21 protein-coding genes are annotated in these 25257 nt (G+C 45.7%); 14 read left to right on the top strand and 7 right to left on the bottom strand.

What is annotated here, in order from left to right; all coding sequences use genetic code 11:
* The 4 genes from QUA16_RS19190 to QUA16_RS19175 form a co-directional block, all read left to right on the top strand.
* Window positions 1–621 (top strand): IS630 family transposase (locus QUA16_RS19190; RefSeq protein ID WP_333105123.1); only part of this gene is annotated, 621 nt, incomplete at its 5' end.
* Window positions 622–638: 17 nt separating this feature from the next.
* Entirely contained in the window at window positions 639–1259 is a 621-nt protein-coding gene (locus QUA16_RS19185; protein WP_333105125.1) for a hypothetical protein, read from the top strand.
* Between the two features lie 488 nt (window positions 1260–1747).
* The gene (locus QUA16_RS19180; RefSeq protein WP_333105127.1) at window positions 1748–4663 is read left to right on the top strand and encodes a DUF3854 domain-containing protein; all 2916 of its coding nucleotides are present in this window, start codon (window positions 1748–1750) and stop codon (window positions 4661–4663) included.
* Between the two features lie 132 nt (window positions 4664–4795).
* Complete coding sequence (locus QUA16_RS19175) at window positions 4796–5074, top strand: hypothetical protein (protein ID WP_333105129.1); 279 nt, start codon at window positions 4796–4798, stop codon at window positions 5072–5074.
* Between the two features lie 691 nt (window positions 5075–5765).
* Here QUA16_RS19175 and QUA16_RS19170 read toward each other — a convergent pair.
* A complete protein-coding gene (locus tag QUA16_RS19170) occupies window positions 5766–6347 on the bottom strand; it encodes a manganese efflux pump MntP family protein (protein WP_333105131.1) in 582 nt (193 codons plus the stop codon).
* 197 nt (window positions 6348–6544) lie between these two features.
* Here QUA16_RS19170 and QUA16_RS19165 point away from each other — a divergent pair, with 197 nt between their 5' ends.
* Window positions 6545–7144 (top strand): cytochrome b/b6 domain-containing protein, encoded by a 600-nt coding sequence (locus QUA16_RS19165; protein WP_333105133.1) that lies wholly within the window; start codon window positions 6545–6547, stop codon window positions 7142–7144.
* A gap of 382 nt (window positions 7145–7526) precedes the next feature.
* Here the strand turns inward: QUA16_RS19165 and QUA16_RS19160 are convergent, their stop codons facing one another.
* From QUA16_RS19160 to QUA16_RS19145, 4 genes are all read right to left on the bottom strand, one after another.
* Window positions 7527–9815 carry a cache domain-containing protein gene (locus QUA16_RS19160; protein WP_333105134.1) on the bottom strand — a complete coding sequence of 763 codons (2289 nt, stop codon included), beginning with the start codon at window positions 9813–9815 and terminating at the stop codon, window positions 7527–7529.
* Window positions 9816–10750: 935 nt separating this feature from the next.
* Window positions 10751–11215: a hypothetical protein gene (locus tag QUA16_RS19155; RefSeq protein ID WP_333105136.1), complete on the bottom strand. Its 465-nt coding sequence runs from the start codon at window positions 11213–11215 to the stop codon at window positions 10751–10753.
* Between the two features lie 306 nt (window positions 11216–11521).
* Complete coding sequence (locus QUA16_RS19150; RefSeq protein ID WP_333105138.1) at window positions 11522–12082, bottom strand: sugar O-acetyltransferase; 561 nt, start codon at window positions 12080–12082, stop codon at window positions 11522–11524.
* Window positions 12083–12235: 153 nt separating this feature from the next.
* The gene (locus tag QUA16_RS19145; RefSeq protein ID WP_333105140.1) at window positions 12236–12910 is read right to left on the bottom strand and encodes an MBL fold metallo-hydrolase; all 675 of its coding nucleotides are present in this window, start codon (window positions 12908–12910) and stop codon (window positions 12236–12238) included.
* Window positions 12911–12943: 33 nt separating this feature from the next.
* Between QUA16_RS19145 and QUA16_RS19140 the strand changes: the two genes are divergently transcribed.
* The 5 genes from QUA16_RS19140 (at window position 12944) to QUA16_RS19120 (ending at window position 17841) form a co-directional block, all read left to right on the top strand.
* Window positions 12944–14416: a site-2 protease family protein gene (locus QUA16_RS19140; RefSeq protein ID WP_333105142.1), complete on the top strand. Its 1473-nt coding sequence runs from the start codon at window positions 12944–12946 to the stop codon at window positions 14414–14416.
* A 481-nt stretch (window positions 14417–14897) separates the two neighbouring features.
* The gene (locus QUA16_RS19135; RefSeq protein WP_333105143.1) at window positions 14898–16010 is read left to right on the top strand and encodes a glycosyltransferase; all 1113 of its coding nucleotides are present in this window, start codon (window positions 14898–14900) and stop codon (window positions 16008–16010) included.
* A 92-nt stretch (window positions 16011–16102) separates the two neighbouring features.
* Window positions 16103–16753, top strand: coding sequence for an IS607 family transposase (locus tag QUA16_RS19130; RefSeq protein WP_333105174.1), 651 nt, complete (start codon window positions 16103–16105; stop codon window positions 16751–16753).
* A gap of 9 nt (window positions 16754–16762) precedes the next feature.
* Window positions 16763–17608 carry a transposase gene (locus QUA16_RS19125; protein WP_333105145.1) on the top strand — a complete coding sequence of 282 codons (846 nt, stop codon included), beginning with the start codon at window positions 16763–16765 and terminating at the stop codon, window positions 17606–17608.
* On the top strand, window positions 17599–17841 hold the full coding sequence (locus QUA16_RS19120; RefSeq protein WP_333105146.1) for a zinc ribbon domain-containing protein: 243 nt from the start codon (window positions 17599–17601) through the stop codon (window positions 17839–17841). The genes QUA16_RS19125 and QUA16_RS19120 overlap by 10 nt, the downstream gene beginning before the upstream one ends.
* A 232-nt stretch (window positions 17842–18073) precedes the next feature.
* Here the strand turns inward: QUA16_RS19120 and QUA16_RS19115 are convergent, their stop codons facing one another.
* Complete coding sequence (locus tag QUA16_RS19115; protein ID WP_333105147.1) at window positions 18074–18862, bottom strand: FkbM family methyltransferase; 789 nt, start codon at window positions 18860–18862, stop codon at window positions 18074–18076.
* A 135-nt stretch (window positions 18863–18997) separates the two neighbouring features.
* Here QUA16_RS19115 and sat point away from each other — a divergent pair, with 135 nt between their 5' ends.
* The gene (sat, locus tag QUA16_RS19110) at window positions 18998–20179 is read left to right on the top strand and encodes a sulfate adenylyltransferase (protein ID WP_333105148.1); all 1182 of its coding nucleotides are present in this window, start codon (window positions 18998–19000) and stop codon (window positions 20177–20179) included.
* A gap of 207 nt (window positions 20180–20386) precedes the next feature.
* Window positions 20387–22558, top strand: coding sequence for a caspase family protein (locus QUA16_RS19105; protein ID WP_333105149.1), 2172 nt, complete (start codon window positions 20387–20389; stop codon window positions 22556–22558).
* 288 nt (window positions 22559–22846) lie between these two features.
* On the opposite strand, the gene QUA16_RS19100 is transcribed toward QUA16_RS19105, so the two are convergent.
* Window positions 22847–24124 carry a valine--pyruvate transaminase gene (locus QUA16_RS19100; protein ID WP_333105151.1) on the bottom strand — a complete coding sequence of 426 codons (1278 nt, stop codon included), beginning with the start codon at window positions 24122–24124 and terminating at the stop codon, window positions 22847–22849.
* A 265-nt stretch (window positions 24125–24389) separates the two neighbouring features.
* Between QUA16_RS19100 and QUA16_RS19095 the strand changes: the two genes are divergently transcribed.
* Together QUA16_RS19095 and QUA16_RS19090 are read left to right on the top strand one after the other, a co-directional pair.
* Window positions 24390–24542, top strand: coding sequence for a hypothetical protein (locus QUA16_RS19095; protein ID WP_333105153.1), 153 nt, complete (start codon window positions 24390–24392; stop codon window positions 24540–24542).
* A 171-nt stretch (window positions 24543–24713) separates the two neighbouring features.
* Window positions 24714–25256, top strand: coding sequence for a peroxidase-related enzyme (locus tag QUA16_RS19090; RefSeq protein WP_333105154.1), 543 nt, complete (start codon window positions 24714–24716; stop codon window positions 25254–25256).
* Window position 25257 lies beyond the last annotated feature (1 nt).

Raw genomic sequence — 25257 nt, 5'->3', positions numbered from 1 at the left:
CTAAAAACTCTAAACATGAGTTGGCATCGTATGCGAAAAGGAGTGGCGGGAACGCCTCCAGCCCAGGAATATCAAGAGAAAAAGGCGCAATTAGAAGAATTAAAGCAATTGGATGAACAGGGTAAAATTGATTTATATTACTTGGATGAAACGGGATTTTGTTTGATTCCTTGTGTCCCCTATGGCTGGCAGGAAATCGGAGAATATTTAACAATTCCTAGTCGTCGTAGTCAGCGAATAAATGTACTAGGAATTATGAATCGAAATAACCATCTTGAAACTTATATTTCATATCAAAGTATTAATTCAGATGTGGTTATTGCCTGTATTGATGCTTTTTTTCCCACCGTAGATAAGCCAACGGTGATTGTCACTGATCAAGCTTCTATTCATACCAGTGATGCTATTGTTGACAAACTTGAAGAGTGGAAACAACGTAATATTACTCTCTTTGAGTTGCCTTCTTACTCTCCAGAATTAAATTTAATTGAAATTTTATGGCGGTTTATTAAGTATGAATGGATTGAGATATCTGCTTACAAGAATTGGGGTACTTTTGTTACCTCTGTGGAAAAAATCCTGAAAGAATTTGGAGAAAACTATGTAATTAATTTTGTCTAGCTACTTATCGGGATGCCGTGTTCGATAGCATCCGCCACACCGAAGCCTTTGCCTGTATTGATATCGGTACGGGGTACACATCGTGGCTCCACTACTACCAGGCTCCCGTGCTGCTACCGGAACAGATAGATAGTTTGTACGGTGTCGAGCCACGCACTACCGATCGCCTTATCCGCAATTTTGAAGCCCAACTCACCAGTGACGGGCTGTTTGCTTGCCCGGAAACCTTTGTACAACACTCCGAACCCGTACTGGGCATCTGTTGGATAGGGAAGCCTCACCTCAATTACCTGTTGCCCCCACGGGCCGTACTCAAGTTAGCCGTGTGGATGCCAGCAACTACCGCAGTGATGCGGGTATTAACGTGCTTGGATACGATCGCAAAAAAGGCATATGAGCCACTACCGGAACCCGTGCGGATGAGCCAACATTACCAAGTAGTCGAACGGCGTACCGCCCCAAAGGACAAAATAGCGCTGGTAGCCGAAGCGCAAGAGCTAGGGCTTTACGCCTATGCTAAGCATTTCGGGGATTTAAAATCGGGCATTACCTACAAACGGTTGCTCATCCATCACTACCGGGGCGGGCAATTCCCGCCAACACGATTGGAGCTGAATGATTTGTTAGTTGAGTTTTAAATTGCGATTGCGGGAAGGTCACGAGTAAAAAGCTAGAGTCACATCATCTGCATAGTGTGAAGCTAGCTTTTCTTTTTACCTTCATTTTCTAGAGTTACCGCCAACTGTAGGCGGTAACTCCCAGAAATGCACTTACTTGCTTAAACACCTGTTATTACGAGAAAATATTCCTAAACCATATAGGGTTCCGAAAAGAATATAACGTTGTATAGGCTTTATTTGTGGGATATTTGCCATCTGGCTGTAGGTTATAATTTCAACAGCAGAATTTGCCCGCTTGTACCCCACAGGCAAAAAAAGCTCTCGCTGTCCCTAAGTAGCGTTAGCTAGTGAGACACCAAGAACCTTAAAAAACCTGAACCAAATTTAACTTATTTTCTAGACTTTTTCTAGAAAGTCCCCTTGCCGGAAGGGTATATCTCGGCATCAATTCACTAGCTAAACACTAGGGATAGCGGTTATCCACCTTACTTATGGGAACAACCGCTATGGATAGTGTATCATCTATTTCTCAAACTGTTGTCGCTACTCGCAACAAATCTTTACTCAATGCCGCTGACAAGGACTACCTGAGAACCGAGCGCAAGCTTCCCTTGGATTGGATCTATGCAAACTGTGGGAGTGCTGATATCCCGAAAGCCTCGGTATTGTTGGGGTATGATGCAAAATCTCCTTGCATCGTTTTTTATTCCCACGACCTCAAACAACTGCAACTACGACCAATTGACCCGTGGCCGTCAAAGGACGGAAAGCTTCCTAAGTACCGTACTCCGAGGGGTGAATATGATGCTTTCCTTGCCAAGCATCCAGAAATCGAAACGTACTGGACTGATTTAGAGGCACTTAAAGCCCGGTGTTTTACCTTAAATGGCAAACCTTATCTGCTAATTACCGAGGGGTGCATAAAGGCAATAAAAGGCTGTATGTGGGATATCCCTACGGTAGCGGTAATGGGAGTTGACATGGCCCTAACCCCAAAAGCAAAAGGTGAACCCGACTTGATACCGGGGCTGAAACGATTAGCGGAAGCGGGTTTTAACTTTATCATCTCTTATGACTCCGATCCACCTGAGAAGGTGGAAACCATAAAGAATGTTCGCCGTGCCGAAAAAACCCTCACTAAGGCCCTAAAAGCCTATGGGTGCGAGGTACTATCGGTTACGGGTAGTTGGCGATCGGAGGACGGCAAGGGGATGGATGACTTCATCAATAGTCAAGGGATTGAGACCTTCAGGGCAGTGTTGATGAAAGCTAGTAATGTAGTTGAATCGCCTGACACAAGTGACACCAGCTCGACAACTAGGAGCAAAAAAACACCAACCCCTCGTGAGATTGCAGCACAACTGGCCGAAGAATATCGCCCCCACTGGAAATACCACGAAGAACAGCAAACATGGCGGGGATGGACTGGCAAGTGTTGGGAAAAAATAAAACCAGGGCCCTTTAAAAGCCTGATTGTCACTACGTTGGACGCAAAGGGCATAAACTACAGCGGGATTGAGTACGTTAATAACGTTATTGAGATGCTCAAGTGTTACCTGCGGGAAGTTTACTGGCAGACGTGGGATAAGTCCCGATACGTCAATTTTGAGAATTGCGTACTCGACGGCGATACCCTCACAACTCAGCCACACTCACCCGGCATGGGGTTTACTTCCTATTTACCCTTTCCCTATCGGCCACTAACAGGCGATTTAAGCGCCCCTCTGGAAGTGTTAAAGGCAAATTGCCCCAATATCCATCAGTTCTTCCAGACGGCGATGCAGGGTGACACCAAGAAAATATTCAAGCTACTGGCAATGGTCAACAGTTGTCTTCGGTTCAGTTTTTACGGGTATCAGCAATTTGTTCACTTTATCGGGGTTCCGGGTTCCGGCAAAGGTACGTGTGCTCGGTTGATGGAAAAAGTAGTAGGGAAAGGAAATACCCAACCTTGCAGCCTCGACAGCTTAAAGGACGGCTCGACACTCGCAAGCATTATTGACAAGCAATTAGTAGTTTTTGGTGATGAACGTAAACCTGTGGGGGTTGACTCCATCCTCCGGCTAACTGGTGGGGATAGCGTCAACTATCGGGAAGTGTACCAGCCAGCAGCAAACTCACACTTTTATGGACTACTTCTCATCTGTAGCAATGACCCCATATTCATGGGCAATACCACAGGGCTAGAGCGACGCTTATGCTTGGTCAACTTTGAAAATGCCATCCCAAAAGCTTTACGCAATTCTGAGATGGAAGCCAGCTTCGATCCGGAAATAGGTGCGCTAATTGCGATCGCGCTTTCACTCCCCAGCGGTGAAGTAAAGCAGGCAATTCAGGGTATCGGCGATGCTGAGATTGCAGATTTCAAGGCTGCTGAATGGGATATGAAGGTACGGATGGACAGCCTCGCTGCATTCTTCGAGATGGAGCTAATTGTCGAGGACGACGCACAAACCCGTGCGGGCGATCTGTTTGATAGTTATAAATATTTTTGCGAAGAAATTAAAAAACCTGCGATGAGCCTGACAACTTTTTCACCGGGGCTTGAGAAACTTTGCACTGAACTGCACCTGCCAGTCGTTCGCGATCGTAGTGGTCGGCACGTCACCTTTGTCGGTTTAAGGTTGAGGGGTAAAAATGATTATCACCCTACCTACTCCCAACAACTAGCACCGCTTTGCAGGACTTCCAACAGCACTAGCAGCACTTCTGCAGGACTTAGTGCAGGACTCTGCAGCACTTCTGCAGGACTTAGTGCAGGACTTCCGCCCATACAGGATATAGGTTTGCAGGACTTGCAGGACTTATCCCCAAACATTTTGGCAGAAAGTGAAATCACCGAAAAAACAGAGGGTGAACCGGAAAACCAAAACCAGGAAAACCAGAAAAAAGTAGAAGTAAAAGAAGTTACCCAATCAAGTCCTGCAAGTCCTGCAAACCCTTTACAAGACAAGGGTTTAAGTCCTGTAACAAGTCCTGCAGAAGTGCTGCAGAGTCCTGCACTAAGTCCTGCAACCGCCCAAGCTAAATTTCGTGGCGAAAAACTAGCCGACCGGATGCGAGGGGCAATAGCCAAAGGTAGCTGGGAGGATGCAAAAGAAGTTTCGAGTCATGTTGCTGCTTCCTCTCTCCAAATCCGAGGTTTTTACAAAAAAAGCCTTAGTGAAAAAGAAATAGCAGCTATCCGAGTATTGAAAGATATCGCTGCTGCGACGACAAAGCAACCGCGCTTTGTAATTGGTGATTCAGTGGAAATTTCCTCAGAAGGGGAGTACCAGGGTAAAAATGGCGAGATAACTGATATCGGGTTTGGTGCAACGGAAACCGACTATTACATCCAGCTTGAAGGCGAAAAAGTGATCGTGTCAATTCCTGTGGGGGCATCGGACTTGGTGACTCTTGCATATTTACGCAAGCTGTAGTAGTTTTTTTGGTTTTAGCTCCCTAAAGTCTAACTTTCTACCCCTAGTCACTTGTGTCACGTGATTAAATACTTGACAGAACGAAAGCATCCGTGCCAACCTATTAATAGTAAATCACATGACACAAGTGAAATGACTAAAAACATTAATGACGCTAGCTTAGCCAACCTCAAGCATTATGAGGGTAAATGGGAACACGGGAAAACCAAAACCATCCGAGTACCGATCGTCCTAGCAGATCGGGTGCTGACTATAGCTCGACAGCTAGATAATGGAAAATCATTTGACACAAGTGATTTACCTGATGCTGCTGTCTTACTCAACCAATTGAAAGCTAAGCGCAAAAAGTCTAAATGCGACCTAGCGGACGTAGAAGCAATTTTGGATATGCTGGGTAGCCTGTTACCTTAACTGATGACGATCGACAAAGGCAACGAGAATTTACGACCATTGGGTAGCCGTGCGAATACAGTGTGGTGTCGGTAGGTTAGCTTGTTCACAAGTAGCCGCCAACTGTAGCCGCCAACTTGTGAAAATGAAGGCTAAGACTCGCAGATAGCGGGTATTTTTTTGCCTAAATCCCAAAAAGTAAATTTTAAAATGGCAATTACCATTGAAAAACCCGATTTTGAGTTGAGGCCTACAGAGCGATCGCAAATATCGCTCCCTCCCTACTGTCTAGAATTTGTCTAGAGAATATTCCCTTCAAAATAAGCTAGCTCAACGGCTGAAACGACGTAAACACGTTGACTAACTAGAAACAGTCTAGAATCTAGAGCGAGATAGGCTGAAACTATTGGTTTTTGGTGTTTTCTGAATAGGGTGACGCAATTCGTAGGGAACCGCTATTTCTTCTAGATACCACTTGACAATTGAGGCCCTGCTGCGACCTGGGCCGTAAAGTTTCAGCACGAAATTTTTGTCCTTTAACGCAATATTGCTGTTATAGCATTTTTGGGTCAGTTGTCAGTTGTCAGTTGTTAGGAAAGCAGTTGTCAGTTGTCATTTGGGAAAATTCCCAATTATCTTTTTGCCAATTACCTTTTTCCCAATTACCCATTCCATTACCAATGACTACTGACTACTGACTACTGACTAATAACTAATGACCGATAACTAAGGGCACTTCTGTCAAGTGCATAAACAAGATTCTGCTGCCAATAAAAATCAAAATTGATCCGCCCAATATCTCAATTTTATTAGCAAATAAGTTGCCGCACTTGTGTCCGATAAACACGCCTGCAAAGGCTAAAAAGAAAGTAATAAATCCGATCGCCGTCACCGCAAGAGCAATAGAATCTTTCAAGACAGCAAATCCGAGGCCAACTGCGAGGGCATCGATACTCGTCGCCACCGACAGCGTTATCAAAGTCCCAGTATCTAAGGGATTAAACTTTTTCTCGCATTCTTCGCTTTGTAGCGATTCATAAATCATTCTCCCGCCAATGAAACTCAAAAGCCCAAAAGCTATCCAATGGTCGATCGGTGTTATCAAAAAACTAAAACTAAGACCGATTAACCATCCTATTACGGGCATTAAAGCTTGAAAACATCCGAAAAATAAGGCAATTTTTAAAGCTTTATTGACCTTCATGTGTTTGATTGCTAAACCGCTAGAAACAGCGACAGCAAAAGCATCTGCGGCTAGTCCCAAGGAAAGTAAGATGGTAGTGGCTGCATCCATTTTTGTAAAGTGTTATGCCTTATAAATAAAGTGTTTCTGTTGACATTTTTATTTTACACTAAACTTTGATAATAGTGCGTTTTTCTCATAATTTTTTCATTTTTATCTCAGATTTATTTCACAATTGGCGAGGGTTGAAAAAATCGGCGCTTAGCTGTATTATGTAAAAGATTATTTATCAACTAGCAGAATTAACGATGCCGCCATCTAGATTGTATCAGCCACTGCTGCTCAGGTTACTGCACGGGGTTAACGCTGCGATCGCCCTTTTAGCAATTGTGAGCGCATTTCTGGTTTACAACACCTACGATGGGCGGTTTTGCCAAGTCCCCGTGCCTCAGATTGCAGATATTATCGGGATTCACGGCACTTTTGGCAAGATGTTGCTGTTAGGAATAATGCCGGCTTTTGCATTGTACAGTTTCCACGCAGGTCAAAAACTTTTGGTGCAGCCTGATTCTTTTGGCAAACTAACGCAGTTGGGAAAACCGATTTGGTGGTACAGCTTGCACCGGATTGTGAATACGTTGATGTTGCTAGCACTGACTTGGGCGATCGCTTCTGGCAGTATGGTTAAGGAAGAATGGCTGCCGGCTGGGGAATTGACGCAGGTTTGGTATTATTTACACGCTTCTGGTTGGGTGGTATTGGTATTTTGTCTGGCAATGCACTTGTTGATGAGTGCGAAGGTGGGGGGTTTGCCGCTAATTTTGTCGATGTTTGATGCCGCATATCGCCCGGAAGATTCGCCGGGTGCTTGGTGGAAGAAAATTCGCTCTTTGGTCGATCGCTCTTAATGTGAAAATGCTTAATTGGAAAATGAACAGAAATATTTTATTAATTATTGCGGAAGTCTTGGTAATGGGAGGCTGGTTGTTTGCTGTGGTTGCACCTTTATTATTTCCCTAATCCTATCATATAGCAATCCTCGCATCATTTGCGAATTTCTTACTGCCTCCCCAAGGCATCGGGGAGGGTTGGGGTGGGGTAAAAAATTTATGACTTCTGCAACGATTGCTATAGCAATTTTGGTTAACAAATGATCGTTAGGTTTGTAGTGAGGACTTCAGCCCTCTGTTTTATGACTAAAGTCCTCAGTACAAACCGAAATTAAGCTTTTCGCGCAGCTTGCTAGCAAGATTTGCGACGGGTTTCCCTGGCTGCAAAATGCGATAGATATCAAAATATCGGCAATTTTACCCTAAACTCAGCACCGCCCCCAGTTTGAGATTTAATTTGAGGTTGAACCGGAGATTCAACTGTCAGGCTGCCGCTGTGCAATTCTACAATAATTTTATAGCACACCGACAGAGCCAAGCCTGTGAAATTTTTAAATGATTTAGTAGGGGCAAACTCCTCAAATATTCTGTGTTGAATTTCCTGCGGAATTATTGAGCCATTGTGGGCTATAGATACAACAATAAACCGGCCTGTATAATCCTCGACAAGATCGGTTTTGATGGTAATAATTTGAGCTGAATTTTCAATACTTTTAACTGCATCTATAGCATTGATGATGAGACTCGCGAATACCTGGCTCAGTTGACCGGGATAACACAAAATTGGTGGCAGGTTGTTGTACTCCTTGACTACTAATATTTTTTGCTCCAGTCTGTGAGCCAGCAACAGCAAAAGATTGTCGATGCTCTCATTAACGTTGGCGTGTTCTTTGTTGGCTTCGTCAGGAAGTGAAAATTTCCTCAAAGCCAGGACTATCTGGCGAATGCCATCGGCTCCTATTTTCAAAAAATTGAGGATTTGTGGCAACTCTTTGCTGATAAAATCTAGGTCGCAACGCTCTATTTTTTTTGCAATTCGTGGCACAGGCTCAGGATATTGTTCTCGATAGAGGCGAATTATACTAAGCAAATCTTTGATATAATCATTGAGGTGAATCAGGCGGCCGTAAATAAAGTTAATCGGGTTATTAATTTCCTGGGCAACTTCCGTGGCTAGTTGACCCACCATTGTAATTTTTTCGCTTTGTACTAAATGCTCTTCGGTGATTCTGAGTTTGGCTACTACTTCTTCCAAAAGTTTGAGTTCTTCTTGAATTTGCCCCTGGAGTTGGGATTGGGAAATTGCGATCGCCAGTGAATCTGCAATTGCTTCCAAAACTTGCACCTCGCCGGGAGTCGCAAATCGGCGGTTTGCACAGGCGAACAGATATCCCAGCCGATGATTCTCAGTTAGTACGGGTACTGCTGCGTAGTGACTATTTGTAAGTTCGATATGGGCGTGTTCCTCAGACGCTGTGGCATCAGGGGCGGCGGTTTTATGTAGCAGTATCGTTTCGCAGCGGTGAAGCCGTGCAGCTAAATCTCCAGATGGCCCTCCGGGAACACCAAAAATTCCCAAGCGCCCCGGCAAACCTTCCCGGCAATATTCCCAGCCAAATTCTAAAGTATCTTGTCGGGGATCGTACCATGCGAAAATTGCTCGATCGAGCTTCAGTAAAGTACCGAGTTCGTCTACTGTAGTTTGGAGGATGCGATCGAGGTCCAAGCAAGCGCGAATGCGGCCGGTCAAGCGGTGGAGAAGGGCTTCTGTGCGAGTGCGAATGCCATTTAGGGCAAACAGCTTGAGCGCCACAATTGCGGAGAAAATAGCTGCGGCGGCAAGTACGCCGGCGGCTACTGCTAGTATATTGAAAGGAAGGAGTTCTTTTTCGAGATTGTCGCCGGGAATTACGAGGGCGATCGACCATTCAGCTTGTTCTAAAGGAAGATAGGCAACATAAACTCTGGCGTCGTTGATTTGAGTCAGCACAATGCCCGTTTTTTGATAAACCATCTCCCGCGCTACATTTGCCAAATTAGCATCTGCGGACTCTAAAAGACTGGGAGCCGGTTTGTCGATATTTCCGATTAATCGAGCGTCGGGGTGGACAATCGGCACTCCTTGAGAATTGAGAACAAAAGCGTAAGTTCCTGCCCCATATTCCAGCTTTCCTACTACTTCGGCAATTCGGTCGAGGCTAATGACGCCGTTCATTACTCCGATCGGCTTTTGTGCTGTTTTCTCAATAGAATTTACCGAACTTGACCACACTGGAGCCGAAATTGGAACAATATTTTGTTGTTTGAGCGTGCGAGAAATGGTAGGATCTGAAACATAGACTTCCCCAGCCATTGCCTTTTTGAAGTGTTGGCGGTCGCTAACATTAATCAACGCTCTTCCCACTTTTGTGGTGAAATAAGAACCGTCGGGATCAATTAATGCCAAGTGCTGGAATTCTTGCAGTCGATTTACTTCCGATTTTAAATAAGGCTCGGCCACTGACCAATTCATCGAACGAACCGGAGGAGTATGGGCGAGGATTTCGATCTCAGACTTTCTAGTGCCGAGCCAGCGATCGATCTTGTTGACCTGCTCCCTAACTTCTAACAAAGCATTTCGCTCGCTTTTGGTGATAATCAAGCGACGAACACTTTGATAGCTGATACAACCAGTGATGCTAGCTGCCATAATTGTTACGCCCAAAATTAAGAGCGCAGTTTGGTACCCAAGATGGTATTCGCCCTTTAATCCCGCTGGCAATAGTCTAGTTAATTTCCACCACTTTACTCTCGCAAAGCTTCGCATGATTTGACCAATTTGTGAGATTGAAATCCTTAGCTCACCTACGATCTACTCGCGCGCCTGCCAGTAGTCTTAAACTACTAGCATTCAATAATTGCGGGGATTTTTTAATTTTTTCCCGCCGAGCGGCTCCTATCGTTTCCGGTTGCACGGGAATGATATAAAGGACACGGCACTGCCGTTTCCATACCCAGATTAATTGTAGGGACACGGCACTGCCGTGTCCAGGGGGTGGGTAATATTAATTCCGATGCTACCCGATTTGATATCACTTTGTTAAACAGGAATAATATTATACCACATTTTTGACCCATTAAAAAATTTCATCAACTACTTAATTATTTTTTACAGTCGTTAATAATTTATGTTATTTAGGTGATGTGAGCAGTAAGCTGTGTTGCATCTAGATTGCCTATGGTATTAGAGAGGGAGAGGGTCCGATGGGGATCGGGGGAGAGGATTTGACGATTTTTGATCGGGACTCGAAATATACAATTTAAATGCACAACAGCTTAGACTTTTTAGGTTGAGATGTTGGGTGTGTGTCTTAATCAATAGTCCAGACTGTTTTTAGTTCGCAGTCTGAAACCCGTGATTTTCGGTTGGTATTTCGAGTACGCAATCGCCGTGAAACTCTTATTTTACGGTTGGTAATCCCAAACAGTATGCAGTATTGCTTAATAACGAAATATTAAAAGTTTTTCCTTCATTAATGAACGAAAAACTTATTAAATCTTTAATTTACATCTCAACACTCAAAATAATTTTAGGTGCAGCCGCTGGCTGAGGCACGGCTAAATTGCCCCAGTTGCGGGATTTGTTTAAAGAACCTTGTGAGTGTGTTCGTGCTGTTTCACATTGTCTTCAGTGCGAATGATGCGCTCGGAGTTGAGCACCCTTTTGCGTTCTAAGGAATAAGTAAAGTCGTTGCGAACTGTTCCCAAGGGAATGTGAAGTTGAGCTTGGGGGCGGATTTTGTAAGTGCGGGCAGCGGCGATCGCCCGAAAGGCAAATTCTTCGCTAAACTGAGAAGATGTCGGGAATTCTGGCAACATTTTGGGTGTTTCGCCGTCGAGCACTGCTCCCAAAGTCGTCCCGCAAACCATTAAATAGGATGTGGGAATTCCCTTCACAATTGCTTCTAAAGCTGCTGAGGGAATAGCTTCGATTACTTGCACTTCAAAAACTTCGCCTTCTTCTTTGATGAAGCAGGTAGCTACACCGACTGCTATGTAGTCGTCGGTGCAGAGATCGGGAGCGTTGGGATAAACTGTTGCAGTCGTCATAAGAAAAGCTTGGTAGTGTGGAAACCGGGAACGAGAAATTATATCATTTCCGGTAACACCGGAATGATGTTGACTGTTGACGGTTAACGGTTGACTGTGAACAGTGAACAGTCAACAGTGAACTCGAATTTACTATTCCGATGCTAACGGATTTGATATTAAGCGATTTTAGATTTTAGATTTTAGATTTATTCCACGGTTTTTTTCGGGAATTTTACGTGAAAAATCTCAAACCGCCTGTTCTAAACCTAAAATTTTTTGGTTAAGCCAAGGAGCCGATCGCACGATTGTGTCGATCGTACCACATCAAGGTAGATGCCGGATGATTCGGCAAGGATTCCCCGCAGCCACGACGTTTGCGGGAATATCTTTGACAACAACACTGCCTGCGCCGATCGTGCTATTGTCGCCAATAGTGACTCCTGGACAAATAATACTGCCGCCGCCAATCCAAACATTATTGCCAATATTAATTTCAGCGGCGAGTTCTAGCCCAGAAAGCCTCATTTCCGGGTCTGTGGGGTGAAGAGCGGTGTAAATTTGTACGTTGGGCCCGCACAATAAATTTTCGCCAATATTAACTCGATTGCAGTCGAGAATCACGCAACCAAAATTCATGTACAATCCGTTTGCCGCATAAATATTGCTGCCGTAGTCGCAGTAGAAAGGTGGCTCGATTTCAACTTTTGGGCCAACTGCACCGAACCATTCGGCGAGAATTTCTAACCGTTTGTCTGGTTCGTCTTCGCGGGTAGAATTGTAGGTTCGGGCGAGGCGGCGGGCTCGCTGGCGCTCTAAAATTAATTGCTCATCGGCAGCTAAATATAATTCACCGGCGAGCATTTTTTGTTTTTCGGTTTTTTCCACAGTTTTTTCCACGGTAAGAATCGGCGGTTTCAACCGCTACTCCACCAACGAACTTCCTTTCTAAGAGATTGAAGAATAATGTAGGGTGCGTAAGGGCGCACCTTACCGCTATAATTAGCGCGTCAGATCATTTTTTGATGTTGTAGCATACATTTAGGGTTCAGGTTTTGACTGCAAACAAACAGCTAAATCCAGATTGGCTAATTTCTCAAAAGCTCGATCGATCGATCTTTTTCCCCGCAAAAAACCAGTATTTGCACCGGGACAAATATACTGTAAAGTTTCCGGCGAAAATCGATCGATAATTGACTTCACGCTGTTAATTTGCCTAGGCCAGTGAAAAGTTTTTGCTGTCAACAGCGGTACTGGGGCGGCTTCTCGGTTGGGGAGCAAGTGCCTACCCGAAAACAGCACTCCACCGCTGCCACTATGATAAAGGCAAGAGGAACCAGGAGAATGGCCAGGAGTCCAAAATGCTTTGATTCGATCGCTCACAACAAATTCTCGCTCAAAAACCGTCACCTTCAAACCCGGCAGTAAATAAGCTTCCTGTTCTTGAATCAGGATCTCGCACCCCGTGGCTTCCTGAATCTCCCGCGCCTGGGCGATAGCGCCACGGTGGGTGAGAAACAGCAGTCGCACGCCGCCGTGTTCCCGCAAAAATGTTTGGTTAATCTCATCCCAAGCGGGACAATCCACCAGGATGTTAGTTTGGTTTTCTACAATGAAATAGGCTGTTGCACCCAGGGTATCCCGGTTAGGGGGGAAAGCCAGGATATTGTCGAGCACGGGCCTGGGTTGTTTGGAGACTGAACTCTGTTGTTTCAAGGAAGTATTTCAGAAGGGAATGGGATAAATATTATGTTCTTTTTACTATGGTTGTTCGTATTGGGGCTGATATCGTACTTCTTGTTGCAGAACGGCACCAGCCGCATCACCAGGACTCCGATATGGCTGCTGTGGCTGGTAATGATGGCGCCTGCGCTGATTTGGGGTGGTTGGATTTTAGTTTACGGCACGAGCAAAACTGTACCGCCGGAGTTGGTAATTATACCTTTTCTGGTTTGCCCTTTTTTGTATTGGTTTTTGGTACAGTTGGGGCGCAAGAAAATTACCGCCGAAACTGCTGAGCAGGTAGCAGACTCTGCGACTGAACCTATAAAGCCAAAACCGCCCGTGCGTCCGATCAATGCAGCAGAAGAAGCGAGTTTGCGCGATTGCTTTCCTTGGTCAATTTACTTTTTGCGAGATTTGGAATTTCGGCCACAGGCTGTAATTTGTCGCGGACAGTTGCGGACGAACCCGGAGGCGGCTTATCAGGCGATTCGGGAGAATGTGGAGAGGCTTTTTGGCGATCGCTTTTTAGTAGTATTTCAAAACAGCTTGAGCGGTCAACCTTTTTTTGCCCTAGTTCCCAATCCCAGCCACCAATCAGGGGAAACTCCTGTCAAAACCGAATCTGTAACCCGGCCATTTTTCGCATTAGCTTTGCTGCTAATCACGGTGTTTACGACTACGCTTGTCGGGGCGCGACTTGCCGGAGTTACTGAACAAGCTTTGCAGTCCAACCCATCAATGTTGTTGCAGGGTTTGGCTTACTCGCTGGCTTTAATTACATTTTTGGGAATTCACGAATCCGGCCACTATTTAGCTGCCCGATTTTACCAAATTCGCACGACTTTGCCTTATTTCATACCGATTCCTTTTTTCTTAGGAACTTTTGGCGCCTTCATTCAAATACGGAGTCCAATTCCCAACCGCCGAGCTTTATTTGATGTTAGCATTGCCGGGCCCCTTGCGGGTTTAGTTGCAGCAGTGCCATTATTAATTTGGGGTTTGGATCATTCGAGTATTGTACCGCTGTCTGAGAAGTCGGGAATGTTAAATTTTGAGTCTTTCAAACCCAGTTTTTCGCTGCTGATGACTTTGTTGAGCAAGTTAACCTTGGGTGGTGCTTTAAATGCGGAAACTGCGATCGATTTGCATCCGGTAGCGGTGGCGGGTTATTTGGGTTTGATCGTGACGGCGTTTAATTTGATGCCGGTGGGACAACTCGACGGCGGGCACATTGTACACGCGATGTTCGGCCAGCGAGCGAGTATGGCGATCGGGCAATTTGCTAGACTTTGTATGTTGCTGCTTTCTTTTTTGGAACAGGGTTTACTGCTGTGGGCAATTATTTTGTTTTTCACGCCGCTAAACGACGAACCGGCGTTGAATGATGTCAGTGAATTGGATAATCGGCGGGATTTTTTGGGGCTAATAGCGATCGGGCTTTTGTTAATGATTTTGTTGCCGGCGCCCAGGGTACTCCTTGAGTGGTTAAATGTTTAGTCTCAAGAAGGGGAAGGGGAAGGGGAAAGAGGAAGAAGGAAAAGGTTCATAAATCCTAGGGACTTTAGCATTTATCAACCCGCTCTTTCTAGACGCGATCGCGACGAGCGCGGCAAAATACATATTGTTAAAAAATTATCATCAATATTGACATTGAAACCATAGATGTGTTATTGTTTTCCCTGATTACGGGATAGATTCACCCACTGCAAGTGCTGCCATAGGTGCGATCGGCTAGATTTGCTAGCTAGTAGCTAGGTAAATTGGGAAGTCGATTCAGGGGAATTGGCATTTCAAATTTAATTAAACAGGACTTACGCACAGCCTATACATATAGCGTTCATATAGCGTTTCGTAGGGGCAATCCCTCCGGCGTTGCCTCTATCCATAGGATTGTTGCGTCCAGAACTATTGAATTTACCCTAGTCCCCTCGTCTTTGGTATAATGTGCGGGATCATTTAATAAAATTAAAATCGAGCTATGAATATTTTTGTACTTTCTTCACGGGGTTTATGGTCGAGCGTTTCCTGGGACCCTGTTTTTGAATTAGAAAATATTGTGGTACGAACCTGCAACGCACAACTTTTGGTACCATCTGCCCGCGATGTAATCCAGTGGTCATCCACACTTTATCCGCTAGCTGGTCGAGTAATCCGTAAAGCTGTTAAGTCTACTACAGGTGTATATAATTTACCACCTTTACCTCAATTGTCAGACAAACCTAATGTTTTACTGATGATTGGGATATCAGGAGCCGATCTGGAACTACTCTCAAGTATACCTAAGTGGAGGGAGCGTTTTGATGTTGTCATCGCTTATATTTTCGATTCTTGGGCACCGGAAATTTATTCAAAAAATGTCTATCATTTAGATCATTTATTCGTGGCACTTCCAGAAATTATAGATGAACTGAAAAAACGTTTTGGTATACCAGTATCCCTGATCCCTTTTGCTGCTGATGTTCTCGCTCAGGGTTCGTGTCAACTCAAGCGTTCAATAGATTTAACAAGCTTCGGGCGGATACCTTCACATTATGACACTGTGTTGTTAAATAAATTCAATCAACCTGGTTCCGAACAAATTTACTATAAATCTACGCCCAGAACAGCAGAGGAATTTCCGAAATTGCCTTACGAAATGCGTAGAGACGAGCCAGATACTCGGCTGCTATTTCACATTCTCAGACATAGCAAACTCACCTTGGCATTTGACACTCTCTATCCTGGTATGCGTCGGTTTCCTTACTCGTTTATTACACTGCGTTGGTTTTATGGTACTGCGACTGGCGGTGCGGTAGTTGGGAAGCGTCCAACTACACCTCTAATGGATGAGTTGATGAATTGGGAAGATGCTACTATTGAGTTGCCCGATGACCCGCAAAAAAGTGTTGAATTCATTAATGAACTTTTACAGGACGAGGTGAGGCTTAATTCTATATACAAACGCAACTATGTTGAGAGTTTAGCCCGTCACGATTGGAGGCATCGGATTCAAAGTATGCTGGAATCTGTGAAAATTCCTCTACCGCAGGGACTGCTGGAAGAACTGTCACAGATGAAGATGATTCATGAAAAAATGGTCAGCCGATTTTAGATTTGGGATTTGGGATTTGGGATGGGAGCTAGTACCTAGGTAGCGAATAAATAGACAAAATGGTACACTTATAGACAAAGCTACGGTGTACCATTTTGTTTAAACCACACGAATTCGCGAAAAAGCTCGGATTGTCAGTAAAAACACTCCAGCGTTGGGATGTTTCAGGAAAACTACCAGCCAAGCGCACCCTGTCGGGGCATCGGTTCTACACAGAAGACGATTTCTTGATAGCCAACGGCTTGAAGCCCGTAGAAGCCAAACGAAAGATCGTAGTTTACTGTCGAGTTTCATCCAGCGGGCAAAAGCCAGAGCTAAAAAACCAGTTGCTAGCGATGGAAGCCTTCTGCTTGGGACGAGGACTGAGCGTTGACGACTGGGTATCAGAAATTGGTGGCGGACTAAACTTTAAAAGAAAAAAGTTTCTAGCAATTATGCTGTCAATGCTCAAAGGTGAAATATCAATAATTGTAATTGCACACAAGGATAGGATGTGCAGATTCGCGTTTGAATTTATCCAAGAACTTGCAGCATCAGTTGGATGTGAAATTATAATCGCCAACCAAGAATCACTGTCTCCCCAGCATGAGTTAGTAGAAGATTTGATGGCAATTATCCACTGTTTTTCTTGTCGGCTGTACGGTTGGCGAAATTACTCCAAGGAAATCAAAGAAAGTTTAAAAAGTGCTATTGACAAACCCGTACAAGACCTGACAGGATCAAGCAAAGAAATCCAGTGTTGAGGTCGAACAATGCTTTTATCCATCAAAACAAAGTTAAAGTTAAACAAGAGCCAAGCAACAGTTATGAGTAAACACGCTGGCATAGCGAGGTTTACTTATAATTGGGGACTGGCTACTTGGAACAATCTTTATCAAGATGGATTGAAGCCCAACAAATACCTGCTCAAGAAATTCTTCAACAATCATGTAAAACCTGAGTTCACTTGGATTAAAGAAACGGGAATCTGTCAGAAGATTACCCAATATGCTTTTGACAATCTTGGAGATGCGTTCTCTAGATTTTTCTCAAAAAAAGGTGGGTATCCTAAGTTTAAAAAGAAGGGGTATCACGATTCCTTTACGATTGATGCTGGCGGTAAACCTATCCCCGTAGGTGGTACGTCTATAAAGTTACCGACAATCGGCTGGATAAAAACCCACGAAGGATTGCCTCATACAACTTGCAAGTCAATTACCATTTCGCGCACTGCCGATAGTTGGTTTATCGCTTTTGCCTACGAACAAAGTCATGAGCCGACCATCAAAACTCATAAGGTTGTAGGAGTAGATTTGGGAGTGAAAGAATTGGCTACGCTTTCAACGGGCGTAGTATTTCCGAACCAAAAGCACTACAAAGCGCACCTCGCAAAACTCAAGAGATTATCAAGAGTTTTAGCGAGGAAGGTGAAAAACTCTAGCAATAGATATAAAGCCAAAATCCAGCTAGCTAGACACCATGCAAAAATAACAAACCTCAGAAAAGATACTCTGCATCAAATCACTACTTACTTATGCAAAAACCACGCAACGATAGTAGTAGAAGATTTGAACGTCAGTGGAATGCTAGCCAATCACAAACTTGCGGTATGGCAATAGCTGACTGCGGATTCCACGAATTCAAACGTCAGCTAGAATACAAAGCCAAAAAGTTTGGTTGCGAAATAATTGTTGCCGACCGCTGGTTTCCGTCAAGCAAAACCTGTTCAAATTGCGGACACATCCAAGATATGCCGTTGAAAGAAAGGATTTACAACTGTGAAAGTTGCGGTCATTCGATGGACAGGGATTTAAATGCAGCCATAAATTTATCGCGGTTGGCTAAACCGTGAAAGCTTACCGAGGGATAGCCGCTCCCATGCTCCCGATGAAGTAAGAAGCAAATGTCTAGACTTGTCTAGTATTTGTAGAGCAGAATTACTCCCATCCTGAGTCTGCGAAGGAATCAATCCAGGGGCCCGGCACTAAATTGCTTGATTGCCTGCCAGAGCTGATTGTAGAGAAATAAAAGTGATAGATTTGAATGGGATTCCTATCGACTTTGCCGTCAATTTATTCACCGCGCTAATTGGCAACACTTTGTTCGCGCTTTCCAGCGGAACGGAGTAGAGATGACTTAGTTTTTTCTATTGTTAGAAGCAACTTAATCATTTGAAAACCCAGCCAGTCTTTATACGGAATTTTACATCGATTCGTATTGATAAATAAGAAGTCACAGGTATCCATGTCAGGGAACAGGTATGAAAATGGGATACAGATAAAACCCAATCTTTTTAACCTGTTGGTAATTTTGTTAACTTCTTCAGCGCTAATAGAACCTGGCATAAAATCGTGAAACTCTATAGTTATCTGCTTAACATTGCAGAGCGTGGCATCGCTAGTTGAGTTAAAAACGGCTTCTTCAGCACCTTCAATATCTATCTTCAACAAATCAACTAACTCGATGCTCTGGTTGTTCAGAAAAGTTTCTAAAGTGATACCATCCACTGATATCTCTCCCTGAAGGCCGTAGACACTAGCAGCTTCCTGACTAATACTGTTACATTCTCGATTATCTGAAACATATATTTTTAATGGCTCATTTCGGTCTGATATAGCATAATTAAACTTTTTAACTAAGCCATTCTCTGGGAGTTGAGAATACACAGAAGGAACTGCTTCTATTGCGTAACACCTACAATTGAATTCGCGAGTTATCGCTTCGCTAAATTGACCGACATTGGCGCCTAAATCGATCACTAAAGAGTCAGAGCCGAGGATTTTAGAATAAATAGTATGAGTTTTGAGATTGCTCAAGCCTGAATGCTCTTGCCAGAAATCGATAGATTTCACTAATAAATTATAAAGTGTCATAAGTGGCGGAATAAATTATGGTTGATACCAACATTTAAAACCATGTGTGCCGACTGAGGGAGGAAAATTAATTAATTGTAACAATACTTTGGTAGGATATACTCTGGCAGCTAAAACCCACAACTTCAAATCGACATGAGCCAGCATTCAGACCGCATTGCCCCTCACGGCGGCATCCTGGTCAACCGCATTGCCACACTAGACCAAAGACAAGAATTTTTCGACAAAGCAGAGTCCCTGCCGCGAGTCCAGTTGTCGGATAGATCGATCTCCGACCTGCAAATGATCGCCATCGGCGCCCTGAGTCCCCTCAAAGGGTTCATGAACGAAGCGGATTATCGATCGGTCGTTAAACAAATGCGCCTCTCCAACGGCCTTCCGTGGTCGGTTCCCATCACCCTCTCGGTAACAGAAGAAGTCGCCGCCCCCCTGAAAGCAGGAACTTTAGTGCGCCTCGACACCCCGGCGGGCAAATTTGTCGGGCTCTTGGAACTTGCAGAAAAATATCACTACAGTAAAGAAGAAGAAGCCCTCAACGTCTACCGCACCGACGACCTCAAACACCCGGGTGTCCAGGTAGTAGACAAATCCGGGCCCGTTAACCTCGCAGGCGACATTTGGCTGCTGGAACGCGAACTAGATGTCCGCTTTCCCCAATACCAAATTGACCCGGCGAAATCGAGAATGCTGTTCACAGAAAAAGGATGGAAAACCATAGTCGGTTTCCAAACCCGAAACCCCATCCACCGCGCACACGAATACATCCAAAAATGCGCCTTAGAAACAGTAGACGGCTTGTTCCTGCACCCGCTAGTCGGGACGACTAAGGATGACGACATCGCCGCTGACGTGCGGATGCGCTGCTACGAAATTCTGCTAGAAAAATACTATCCAAAAGATCGCGTAATTTTGGCAATTAATCCGGCGGCGATGCGCTACGCCGGGCCGCGAGAAGCAATTTTTCATGCTTTAATCCGCAAAAACTACGGCTGCACTCACTTTATCGTGGGGCGCGATCACGCGGGAGTTGGCGATTATTACGGCACTTACGATGCCCAACATATTTTTGATGAATTTGAGCCGGGAGAATTGGGAATTGTGCCGATGAAATTCGAGCACGCTTTCTATTGCAAACTGACGGAACAAATGGCTACAACTAAAACAAGCCCAAGCACTCCCGAACAACGGGTGCATTTGTCGGGAACCAAAGTTCGGGAAATGCTGCGCGCTGGAAAATTGCCGCCGCCGCAGTTTTCCCGGCCGGAAGTCGCCGCAGAATTAGCCAAGGCCATGAATATTTTCAATTACGAGATTTAAATCTTGAAGATTGGTGTGGGCGACATTCTGCATAGTTTTGAATTTTGAGTTTTGAGTTTTAAATGGGAAATTTTAAACTTAAAGCTCAAAAGTTAAAACTTAAAAACTCCCTTAATCCTAAACAGTCACAATCTAATTAATTCCCCTAAAATTAGTGAGGGGAATTTAACTTAAAATTCAACGCTTAAAATTCAAAGCTATTTAAAAATGGGACTCAAGCGGCGGGAATTTTTGCAGCAAGCTGGCCGGGTGCTGGCCGCCATCGGAATCAGCGAGGCTTTGTGGCTGCCGTTGGGCTCGCGCTACCTCGAAGCTTTAGCGCAGCCGACAGCCAGGAAATTGGCTTTGTTGGTTGGCGTTGACAAATATCCAGACTCGCCCCTGCACGGCTGCGTCACGGATGTGGAAATGCAGCGGGAACTGCTGATATATCGGTTTGGGTTTGTGCCGTCTGACATTTTGACTTTGACTGACGCTCAAGCTACGAGGGAAAATATCGAGACGGCTTTTGTGACTCACTTGGGCGAACAAGCAAAACCCGGTGACGTGGTAGTTTTTCACTTTAGCGGCTGCGGTAGCCGAGTCAGTTTGGCCGAGTCTCCCGGAAAAATGCAAAACAGTTTGGTGCCGGCGGATGATGTTTTGCCGCTGTTAGCAAACCGGGCGGTGAACGATATTTTAGAGGAAACGCTGTTATTGTTGATGCGATCGCTCGCGACAGAAAATGCGATCGCCATCCTCGACACCAGCTACACCTATCGGGGTTTCCCCAAAAACGGTAACTTTCGCATTCGCTCCCGCCCCCGCCCCACCATCGGCGAGCCGGGCCTCGCAGAATTAACGTTTGCCCAAGACCTCCGATCCCGCCCAAATCTCCGTCCTGCTGCAGCCCTACTTGCCGCAGGCGCGAATTCCCAACTCGCCGCCGAACAAGAGTGGAACGGATTTACCGCAGGTTTGTTTACCTACGCCCTCACCCAAACTTTGTGGTGGGCAACTCCCGCTAGCAGCTTCAGCGTCAGTTTCAGCCGCGCAGCGGGTAATGTCGAGCAAATCGCGGGGTTATCGCAGCAACCGCAAATTCTTAATCACGATTTAACAACCGCGCCGGCGGTGAATTTTTCAAATTTAATCTTCAATTCCCCTGCATCTGACGGCGCTGTGACGGCGGTGGAAGAGGGGGGCAAAACTGTGCAGTTGTGGCTGGGCGGGTTGTCGCCCTCGGTTTTGGAGTGCTCCGGGGGTTCTGTGTTTGCAGTGGATTCCTCCGAGGGCGCGAGGCTTTTGCTGCGGGGACGCACGGGCCTCTCTGCTAAAGCCCAAGTTTTAGACGGGTTCGATCGAACTTTCGGCCAATTAACAGTCGGCGAACTGGTGAGGGAAGAAATTCGGGTATTGCCACGAAACATCGGTTTGACAGTAGCTTTGGACTCAGGTTTGGAACGCATCGAGCGCGTGGACGCCACCAGTGCTTTCTCGACTTTGCCGCAACTTGCGGCGGTAGGCAGCGAGCAACCGGCTGACTGTCGGTTCGGCAGAGTCCCGGAAACGACTTTAGCCGAAACAGTCTCGGCTCACGAGCCTGCTTTGTATCAAAGCCGTTACGGTTTGTTTTCTTTGGCTCAAACGCTGATTCCCGATACTCAGGGCGACGGGGGAGAAGCAATCAAGGTGGCGGTGCAGCGCTTGACTCCGCAGTTGAAAGCGCTGCAGGCTGGGAAGTTGCTGCGGCTGACAGCCAATGAGGGGTCTTCGCGCCTGAAGGTGCGGGCGGTTCTGGCAACTACCGCACCGCAAGCGCGGGCTGTGGCGCAGCGAGAGCCTGTGCGGGCCGACGGTGATTATCGGCTGGAACCGCTGAGCGGGGAAAGTGAGAAATCGGCAAGCGCTCATATACTAAGTTTGCCAGAGGGCAGCCGAGTTCGCTACAGATTGTATAACGACAGCGATCGCCCGGTTTACTTTGCGGTGTTTTGCTCGGACAGCGCCGGACGGCTGTCAGCGATCGGCGCTGAGAGCAAAGAATCTGTGGGAGTTATGTCGCGGGCGATCGCTCCTGGGGAGAATTTGACTCTACCGGCGGCTGGGGGGAGCGGGTGGGCGGTATCGGGGCCGATCGGACTTGCAGAAATTATGATTATATTTAGTGAGAGTCCCTTCGATCGAACTCTGGCTGCAATAGAAGCCGAAATGCAGCAAACGAGGGATGCCCTGCCAATTCGAGTGTTGTTGAATCCTTTAAATGTGGCGCGGGCGGTACTCGAAGATTTGCACGTGGCTAGCATTCCGGGGGTGCAGAAAGCGGGGATATCGACGGACGATTTGGCTTTGGATGTGAATGTTTGGGCAACTCTGAGTTTTGTTTATCGGGTAGTTTAATTGAAAAATGGGGACTTGGGAATGTTTTCTATAACTTATAATCCGAATCTATCCCAGTACGAAATCGATCAGCGGTCGCGCATTTAAATTGCCTGTTAGAGGCGGGCAGGACGCCCAACCCACAAGAGTTTGATTGTTTTTTTACATACCATTTAAATGCAGAACATCTTATTACTCCGGCTACGCTCAGCACGAGTCGCTCAGGAACCGCGTACCCGAAGTATTGGGAATGTTAACAGTCAACTGTCAACTGTCAACTGTCAACTGCCAACTGCCAACTGTCAACTGTCAACTGTCAACTGACTGATAAAGCTTTTCAACCATTTGAGCCAAGCGTTTCATGGCAGTTTCAATCTCATCATTTGTTGCAGTCAAACTAATGCGTAAACACTCATGTTTGTGCTGCCAATCTTCCCGCAAACCTGGAAAGAAAGAACTTCCTGGCACGACAATTACGCCGACTTTTTTCAACTCTTGATATAGTTCCCAATCAGTCATTGGCAAATCTTTCAGCCACAACCATGCGAAAATTGCTCCTTCGCCCCGGTGCAAAAACCACGGCAAATCCTTCGGCATTGCTTGTTCTAGGGTGCTTTCTACGATCGCAAATTTGCTTTTATAGTACGGCCGAATTACGTTGATGGAAATATCCGCAAGAGCGCCGGAAGCAATGGCACGAGTTGCGATCGCCTGTCCGTATCTCGGCGAATGAATGCACATATTGGTCTGAAAACATTCTAATATTTGAATGATTTTTTCATCGCCGATCGCAATTCCGATTCTTTCTCCCGGCAATCCAGCTTTCGACAAACTCATACAGTGCACGATATTGCCGCCAAAAATCGGCGTCATTTCGGTAAAATTCAAGGAGGGGAAGGGAGGGCCGTAGGCGGAATCAACGAACACCGGCACGTCGAAAGCGGCCGCTAAATCGGCAATTTTCTTAACTTCGTCGTCGGTGAGAACGTTGCCAGTGGGGTTGCAGGGACGGGAAAAAATGACGCAACCGGTGGTTTGGTCGATCGACAGTTGGCTGAAATCCGGGCGGTATTTGAACCTGTGGGCGGCTGCATCAATATCGAGGGTGGGTTTGCAAGCGACTACCGCTTCGGGAATCAAGCTAACGCCGCCGTAACCGGTGTAGTCTGGGCTCAGCGGTAGCACGATATTTTTAAGCTGTTTGCTGGTAGTGTAGCCGCCGAAAGCGTTGGCTGCGTAGAAGTAAATCGATTGACTTCCGGGAGTAATTAGGATATTGCGATCCGTCAAATTCAGTCCGTAACGCTGATTAAAATCCGCCAAAACCGCATTGATCAACGGCTGATAACCTTGACTGGAACCGTAGCGACAAACCACCTCGCCGTATTCCGGGCTCGCCAAAAGTTCCGCAGTGCAGTCGCGCCACAACTGCTCGACTTCCGGCAAAATCACCGGATTTCCGGCGCTCAAATTGATAAACTCCTGCCCGCTGCCGGCTCTGAGAGTTTCTATAATATCTTTCATAATTGCCCGAACTCCCGTGAGGTGGGACATCTGAGCGCCAAATTGAGTCAGGGCAGGGTTCATAGCAAATGCAGCGACAATGATAGAAGTTTACAGTTTATCTATAATAACTCCAGTCGCAGGCGTTAGCGTAGCTTGTCTGGGGCATGGGTTGTCGATCGAGCTTCTGATTAATTCAATAAACTCGATCGCACAGCGTTTTGTTTCTTCCCCTGTACGCGCGCCGGAGCATAAGATTTAGGGCATTTGTGGAGCCGGAGCGATCGATCGAACAGTGTTTTTTGCCTAAAAATTAGCGAACGGAACAGCATTATCTAATTCAAGAGTTTTGGTAAGATTTCACACCGCCGCGCCTCATGAATTGCCCCTACTTGACAGCAGCCATTGGAAACATCTAAAATTAGCCGTAGAACCCGATCGCAACATAATTTTCTTGGCTCCGGTTACTGCTATAATTGCAGGTTTAATCCAGCCTCAATAATCAGATTTGTGGCTAGCTTATTTTCAGGATTCGCGGTTTGCTGACAGCGGTGCATTTTATCATCAATCCGACTAAAGCCCAGATAGCTCGTAACCTCGCCCTTTGAGTGGTGTTACATAACAAATACCTAAATCCCAACCCAAATTAACTGCCGTCAAGTTCAACACAACAATGACACACTTTCCACTTATAGAATACGAGCAACTTACAGATCCTAAAGCCAAAGCAGTGTACGAAGAAATCTTGACCGACTTGGGGTTTGGCATCGTCCCCAACCTGTTCAAGTCAATGGCAATCAACCCTGACATATTAGAAGCAAATTGGAAAAAATTCCGGGGAACAATCCTGCAAGGAGACTTACCCCGCACGCTAAAAGAAATGGTCGGCGTCGCTATTTCCCAATCAAATAATAGCGAGTACGCTCTCCAAGTTCACCTGCACGGATTGTCAGCCTTGGGGATGAGCGAAGAAATCCTGCGAACCCTAGTTTCTGACTTTGCCAACTGCCCTTTGCCAAAACGTGATAAAGCCGTAATTAGGTTTGGCTTGCTGGCTGCTACAAAACCCCTGGAAATGACAGAAACTGATTACCAAAACCTGCGGGATTTAGGGCTAGATGATTCAGAAATCTTTGAGATTATTGCGACAGCAGACCTGTTTAGCTTTGTCAACCGATATACGGATTCAATAGCCCTCGAAATAGATGCTTTGTAAT

Source organism: Microcoleus sp. S13_C3, assembly GCF_036700905.1.
In the GTDB taxonomy this organism is placed as follows: domain Bacteria; phylum Cyanobacteriota; class Cyanobacteriia; order Cyanobacteriales; family Microcoleaceae; genus Microcoleus.
The sequence above is the reverse complement of the archived record's forward strand: the minus strand, read 5'-3'. Positions and strand labels throughout refer to the sequence as shown.